Source organism: Streptomyces sp. MA5143a (assembly GCF_900290235.1).
Taxonomy (GTDB): Bacteria; Actinomycetota; Actinomycetes; order Streptomycetales; family Streptomycetaceae; genus Streptomyces.
Map to the genome: position 1 here is coordinate 109,964 of NZ_OLMK01000037.1, position 6,244 is coordinate 116,207.

The following is a 6,244-nucleotide window of genomic DNA, read 5'->3' on the forward strand; positions in this document are numbered from 1 at the left end:
GGCTACCCCTCGCCGGCCGTGACGAAGTCGATCAGTTCCTCCACTCGGCCCAGCAGGGCCGGCTCCAGGTCCTTGTAGGACCGGACGCTCCCCAGGATCCGCTGCCATGCCGCACCGGTGTTTTCCGGCCATCCCAGCGCCCGGCACACCCCGGTCTTCCAGTCCTGGCCGCGTGGCACCCGCGGCCACGCCGTGATGCCCAGGGAGGACGGCTTCACCGCCTCCCAGATGTCGATGTACGGGTGGCCCACGACCAGCGCGTGGTCGCCGGTCACGGACGCGGCGATGCGGGACTCCTTGCTGCCGGGGACCAGGTGGTCGACCAGGACGCCCAGGCGCGCGTCGGGGCCGGGGGCGAAGTCCGCGACGATCGCCGGGAGGTCGTCCACGCCCTCCAGGTACTCCACCACCACGCCCTCGATCCGCAGATCGTCGCCCCAGACCTTCTCGACCAGCTCGGCGTCGTGACGGCCCTCCACGTAGATGCGTCCGGCGCGGGCCACCCGCGCGCGGGCGCCGGGGACGGCGACCGAGCCGGACGCCGTCCGCGTCGGCCGGGGCGGGGCGGCGGACGAGGGGCGCACCAGCGTCACCACCCGCCCCTCCAGCAGGAACCCCCGAGGCTCCAGCGGGAACACCCGGTGCTTGCCGAAGCGGTCCTCCAGGGTCACCGTGCCCGCCTCGCAACGGATCACCGCACCGCAGAAACCGGTGTCGGCCTCCTCGACCACCAGGCCCGGATCGGCCGGGACCTCGGGAACCGGCTGGGGCTTCTTCCACGGCGGGGTCAGATCCGGAGAGTACTGGCGCATTCGGATGACGATAGGAGAACCCGCGCCCGGAGTCGCCCCCGCTCAGCCCGACACGCCGAAGCGGTGCGCGAGCGCGTCGCGCTGGGCGCGGACGAACGCCGCGTCGACCACCGCCCCGTGCCCGGGTACGTACAGCGCGTCCTCGCCGCCCAGTTCCAGGAGCCGGTCCAGGGCGGCCGGCCAGTGGGAGGGCACGGCGTCCGGGCCGGCCTGGGGTTCACCGGACTCCTCCACCAGGTCCCCGCAGAAGACGATCTCGGGGGCGGCGGACGAACCGGGCACCAGGACCACCAGATCGTGCGGCGTATGACCGGGGCCCACGTTCGCCAGCAGCACCCGCAGGCCGCCGCCCAGATCCAGGGTCCACTCGCCCGAGACCTGATGCCGGGGGCGTACGAGCAGGTCAGCGGCCTCGGCGGCGTCCTCGACGGGGAGGCCGTGGCGGACGGCGTCGGCGCGCAGCCCGTCCCGCTCGGCGGTCAGGACGCCGTCCAGGCCCACCGCGCCGAAGACCTCCACCCCGGCGAAGGCGGACGCCCCGAAGACATGGTCGAAGTGCGAGTGGGTGAGCGCGAGATGTGTCACACGGGAGCCGTCGAGCAGCTCGTGCGCCTGGCCCCGCAACCGCACGCCCTCCCGCAGGCTCGACCCCGCGTCGATCATCAGGGCCGCGCCGTCCCCGGCCACCAGCCCGACCGTGCAGTCCCAGCCCGGCAGGCGGCACCGTCCGACCCGCGGCGCCAGCCCCTCCCACCCGCACTCTTCCCACGTCACCGTCATGGCCCGACGCTAGCCCCAGCGGGTGGCCGAGGGCTCGGTGCGGTGCCCGTGGCGCCCCGGGGCTCCGGCCACCCGTCGGCGCCCCCGTGTCCCACATCACTCCCGCCCGTCCCCGGCGGCCCCGCGCCCCGCCCGTACCCGTCGGTAGGAAGCGGTGCGACATCGTCGGACAGGTCGGTACACGTCGGCACGACATGGCTGGACCGGCCTTGCCGGGGGCGTACCCCACCGCCGTACACTGGGCGGGGAGTGTTGGCACTCGCCCGCGGTGAGTGCCAAGGGGGATGTCGCGCGGGAGACGAGCTGGAGGTGTGCGCGGATGCTCAGTGAACGCAGGCTCCAGGTGCTGCGCGCCATCGTCCAGGACTATGTGGGCACCGAGGAGCCGGTGGGGTCGAAGGCCCTGACCGAGCGGCACAACCTCGGCGTGTCCCCGGCGACGGTCCGCAACGACATGGCGGCGCTGGAGGACGAGGGCTACATCGCGCAGCCCCACACCAGCGCGGGTCGCATCCCCACCGACAAGGGGTACCGGCTCTTCGTCGACAAGCTGGCCGGCGTCAAGCCGATGACCGCGCCCGAGCGCCGCGCCATCCAGAACTTCCTCGACGGCGCCGTCGACCTGGACGACGTGGTCGCGCGGACCGTACGGCTGCTCGCCCAGCTGACCAGGCAGGTCGCGGTCGTGCAGTACCCGTCGCTGACCCGCTCGACGGTGCGGCACGTGGAGCTGCTGTCGCTGGCCCCCGCCAGGCTGATGCTCGTGCTGATCACGGACACCGGCCGGGTCGAGCAGCGGATGGTCGACTGCCCGGCGCCGTTCGGAGAAACGTCTCTCGCGGATCTGCGCGCCCGGCTGAACAGCCGGGTCGCGGGCCGCCGGTTCAGCGATGTGCCCCGGCTGGTCGAGGACCTGCCGGAGGCGTTCGACGTCGAGGACCGGGGTACGGTCTCGACGGTGCTCTCCACGCTGCTGGAGACCCTTGTCGAGGAGAACGAGGAGCGGCTGATGATCGGCGGCACCGCCAATCTGACCCGCTTCGGACATGACTTCCCCCTCACCATCCGGCCCGTCCTCGAGGCCCTCGAGGAACAGGTCGTCCTCCTCAAGTTGCTGGGGGAGGCGGGGGATTCGGGCATGACCGTCCGCATCGGTCACGAGAACGCGTATGAGGGACTCAACTCCACGTCCGTCGTCTCGGTCGGCTACGGTTCGGGCGGCGAGGCAGTCGCCAAACTGGGCGTGGTCGGACCTACGCGCATGGATTATCCGGGAACGATGGGAGCGGTACGAGCGGTGGCACGGTACGTCGGACAGATCCTGGCGGAGTCTTAAGTGGCCACGGACTACTACGCCGTACTCGGCGTGCGCCGCGACGCGTCCCAGGACGAGATCAAGAAGGCGTTCCGCAGGCTCGCTCGCGAGCTGCACCCGGACGTCAACCCCGATCCGAAGACGCAGGAGCGGTTCAAGGAGATCAACGCGGCGTACGAGGTTCTCTCGGACCCGCAGAAGAAGCAGGTCTACGACCTCGGTGGCGACCCGCTGTCCCAGTCGGGCGGCGGAGGCGCGGGCGGCTTCGGCGCCGGTGGCTTCGGGAACTTCTCGGACATCATGGACGCCTTCTTCGGCACGGCGTCCCAGCGCGGCCCCCGCTCGCGTACGCGCCGCGGCCAGGACGCCATGATCCGGCTGGAGGTCGACCTCGACGAGGCCGCCTTCGGCACGACGAAGGACATCCAGGTCGACACGGCCGTGGTGTGCGGCACCTGCAGCGGCGAGGGCGCGGCCCCCGGCACGAGCGCGCAGACCTGTGACATGTGCCGCGGCCGCGGTGAGGTCTCGCAGGTCACGCGGTCCTTCCTGGGCCAGGTCATGACCTCGCGGCCCTGCCCGCAGTGCCAGGGCTTCGGCACGATCGTCCCGAACCCCTGCCCCGAGTGCGCGGGCGACGGACGGGTGCGGTCGCGGCGGACGCTGACGGTGAAGATCCCGGCCGGCGTCGACAACGGCACGCGCATCCAGCTCGCCGGCGAGGGCGAGGTCGGGCCCGGCGGCGGTCCCGCCGGTGACCTGTACGTCGAGATCCACGAGCTGCCCCACCCGACGTTCCAGCGGCGCGGCGACGACCTCCACTGCACGGTGACGATCCCCATGACCGCGGCGGCGCTCGGCACGAAGGTGCCGCTGGAGACGCTGGACGGTCTGGAGGAGGTCGACATCCGGCCCGGCACCCAGTCCGGTCAGTCGATCCCGCTGCACGGGCGCGGCGTCACGCATCTGCGTGGCGGGGGCCGGGGCGACCTCATCGTCCACGTCGAGGTGCAGACCCCGACGAAGCTCGACCCCGAGCAGGAGCAGCTGCTGCGCCAACTGGCGGCGCTGCGCGGCGAGGAGCGGCCGACGGGACAGTTCCAGCCGGGGCAGCAGGGGTTGTTCTCGCGGCTGAAGGACGCGTTCAACGGGCGCTGACCGTCGGTTGTTCGGCTGCGGGCTCGTCGTGGTGGTGGGCGCGGGGCGGTGACACATGCGGCTGTCGCCGCGTGGGCGTGACCAGCCCCCACCCACCCGCGGCCGAACCGTCCGCGCACCCGGTTCGGCGGCGGTCCAGGGACGTGACAACATGCGGCCATGTCCTCCTCCGCACTGACCGATCTCTTTCCCCTCCCGATCGTGCAGGCCCCGATGGCGGGCGGTGTCTCCGTCCCGCCGCTGGCCGCCGCCGTCTCCGAGGCCGGAGGCCTGGGGTTCCTGGCCGCCGGGTACAAGACGGCCGACGGGATGTACCAGGAGATCAACGCGCTCCGGGCGCTCACCTCACGCCCGTTCGGCGTGAACCTGTTCATGCCGCAGCCCGAGTACTCGGAGCCCGCCGCCGTCGAGGTGTACGCGGAACAGCTGGCCGGTGAGGCCTCCTGGTACGGCACGGAACTGGGCGACCCCGACAGCGGGCGGGACGACGGCTACGAGGCCAAGCTCGCCGTCCTCCTCGACAACCCCGTCCCGGTGGTCTCCTTCCACTTCGGCTGCCCGACCCCCGAGGTCGTCGAGTCCCTCGCCCGCAAGGGGACGCTGATCCTCGTCACCGCGACCTCCGCGGAGGAGGCGCGGGCCGTGGAGCGGTCGGGCGCCCACGCGGTGATCGTGCAGGGCGTCGAGGCCGGCGGTCACCAGGGCACCCACCGGGACGACCCCGAGCGGGACTGCGCCGGTGTCGGACTGCTCGCCCTGGTCGCCCAGGTCCGGGAAGCCGTGGCGCTGCCGATCGTCGCGGCCGGCGGGATCATGCGCGGCGGCCAGATCGCCGCCCTCCTCACGGCGGGCGCGAGCGCCGCCCAGCTCGGTACGGCGTTCCTCGCCACGCCCGAGTCCGGGGCCGCCGCCGTGCACAAGCGGGCCCTGACCGACCCGCTGTTCGTGCGGACGGAGCTGACCCGCGCCTTCTCCGGGCGCCCGGCCCGGGGACTGGTCAACCGCTTCATGCGCGAGCACGGGCCCTACGCGCCTGTCGCCTACCCCGAGGTCCACCATCTGACGTCGCCGCTGCGCAAGGCCGCCGCCAAGGCCGGGGACGCGCAGGGCATGGCCCTGTGGGCCGGGCAGGGGCACCGGATGGCGCGGGAGCTGCCCGCCGGGGAACTGGTCGCGCTCCTGGCCGCCGAGATCGCCGAGGCGCGGGCCGCGGTCGTCTCCGCCGGGATCGGCACGGCCGGGCCGGGCTCGGCCTCCGCGTCGGCCGCGCCGGCCTCCGCGCCGGCTTCCGTTTCCGGTTCCGACGAGGACGGCTCCGGGGCCGTGGAGGGCGGTGAGGGCCGATGACCGCTCCCGTCTTCGTCGTCGAGTCGCTGGAGCTGCCGCCCGGCAGCGGCGGCGAGCTCGTCCTCGACGGTCCCGAGGGACGGCACGCCGTCTCCGTGAAGCGGCTGCGGCCCGGCGAGGACGTCGTCCTCACCGACGGCCGCGGGCGCTGGTCCGAAGGGATCGTCAAGGCGGCCGAGGGCAAGGACCGGCTCGTGGTGATGGACCTGGAGTCCGTCCACGAGGAGCCGGTCGCGCGGCCCCGGATCACCGTGGTGCAGGCACTGCCGAAGGGGGACCGGGGCGAGCTGGCCGTCGAGACCATGACCGAGGTCGGCATCGACGCGATCGTGCCGTGGGCGGCGTCGCGGTGCATCACCCAGTGGAAGGGCGAGCGCGGGCTCAAGGCCCTCGCGAAGTGGCGGGCCACCGCGCGGGAGGCGGGCAAGCAGTCACGGCGCGTACGGTTCCCCGAGGTCGGGGAGCTGGCGACGGGCAAGCAGGTCGCCGAGTTGCTCGCGGGGGCGGACTTCGCGGGGGTCCTGCACGAGAGCGGTGACGCTGCGCTGGCCTCGGCCGGGCTTCCCTCCGCCGGGGAGATCGTGCTGGTCGTGGGGCCCGAAGGGGGTGTCTCCCCGGAGGAGTTGGCGCTGTTCGCGGAGGCCGGGGCCGGGGCGTACCGGTTGGGGCCGAGTGTTCTGCGGACGTCCACGGCGGGTACGGCGGCGGGGGCGTTGTTGCTGACGCGTACGGGGCGGTGGGGGTGACCGGGGGCGCCTAGTAGCTCGGGGGTGCGTGTTCGTTGGCGTGTGCGGGTTCGTCGTGGTTTCTCGCGCAGTTCCCCGCGCCCCTG

6 protein-coding genes are annotated in these 6,244 nt (G+C 73.2%); 4 read left to right on the plus strand and 2 right to left on the minus strand.

Translation table 11 applies throughout. From position 1 onward, the window contains the following. Positions 1-2 precede the first annotated feature (2 nt). Both SMA5143A_RS18950 and SMA5143A_RS18955 read right to left on the minus strand, forming a co-directional pair. Positions 3-812 (minus strand): DUF3097 domain-containing protein, encoded by an 810-nt coding sequence (locus SMA5143A_RS18950; RefSeq protein ID WP_107464090.1) that lies wholly within the window; start codon positions 810-812, stop codon positions 3-5. A 42-nt stretch (positions 813-854) separates the two neighbouring features. Beyond that, positions 855-1,592, minus strand: a complete 738-nt coding sequence (locus SMA5143A_RS18955) for an MBL fold metallo-hydrolase (RefSeq protein WP_107464091.1) — start codon at positions 1,590-1,592, stop codon at positions 855-857. Between the two features lie 319 nt (positions 1,593-1,911). On the opposite strand from SMA5143A_RS18955, the gene hrcA reads away from it, so the two are divergent. The 4 genes from hrcA to SMA5143A_RS18975 all read left to right on the plus strand — a co-directional run bounded on the left by hrcA (position 1,912) and on the right by SMA5143A_RS18975 (position 6,158). Beyond that, complete coding sequence (gene hrcA / locus SMA5143A_RS18960; RefSeq protein WP_107464092.1) at positions 1,912-2,928, plus strand: heat-inducible transcriptional repressor HrcA; 1,017 nt, start codon at positions 1,912-1,914, stop codon at positions 2,926-2,928. Continuing rightward, positions 2,929-4,065: a molecular chaperone DnaJ gene (dnaJ, locus tag SMA5143A_RS18965; RefSeq protein ID WP_055543006.1), complete on the plus strand. Its 1,137-nt coding sequence runs from the start codon at positions 2,929-2,931 to the stop codon at positions 4,063-4,065. A gap of 159 nt (positions 4,066-4,224) precedes the next feature. Then, a complete protein-coding gene (locus tag SMA5143A_RS18970; RefSeq protein ID WP_107464093.1) occupies positions 4,225-5,412 on the plus strand; it encodes a nitronate monooxygenase in 1,188 nt (395 codons plus the stop codon). Further along, positions 5,409-6,158, plus strand: a complete 750-nt coding sequence (locus SMA5143A_RS18975) for a 16S rRNA (uracil(1498)-N(3))-methyltransferase (protein WP_107464094.1) — start codon at positions 5,409-5,411, stop codon at positions 6,156-6,158. The genes SMA5143A_RS18970 and SMA5143A_RS18975 overlap by 4 nt, the downstream gene beginning before the upstream one ends. Positions 6,159-6,244 lie beyond the last annotated feature (86 nt).

Coding starts and splice junctions, on each gene's coding strand:
- SMA5143A_RS18950 (WP_107464090.1), bottom strand. CDS start 812: ATGCGCCAGTACTCTCCGGATCTGACCCCGCCGTGGAAGAAGCCCCAG.
- SMA5143A_RS18955 (WP_107464091.1), bottom strand. CDS start 1,592: ATGACGGTGACGTGGGAAGAGTGCGGGTGGGAGGGGCTGGCGCCGCGG.
- hrcA (WP_107464092.1), top strand. CDS start 1,912: ATGCTCAGTGAACGCAGGCTCCAGGTGCTGCGCGCCATCGTCCAGGAC.
- SMA5143A_RS18970 (WP_107464093.1), top strand. CDS start 4,225: ATGTCCTCCTCCGCACTGACCGATCTCTTTCCCCTCCCGATCGTGCAG.
- SMA5143A_RS18975 (WP_107464094.1), top strand. CDS start 5,409: ATGACCGCTCCCGTCTTCGTCGTCGAGTCGCTGGAGCTGCCGCCCGGC.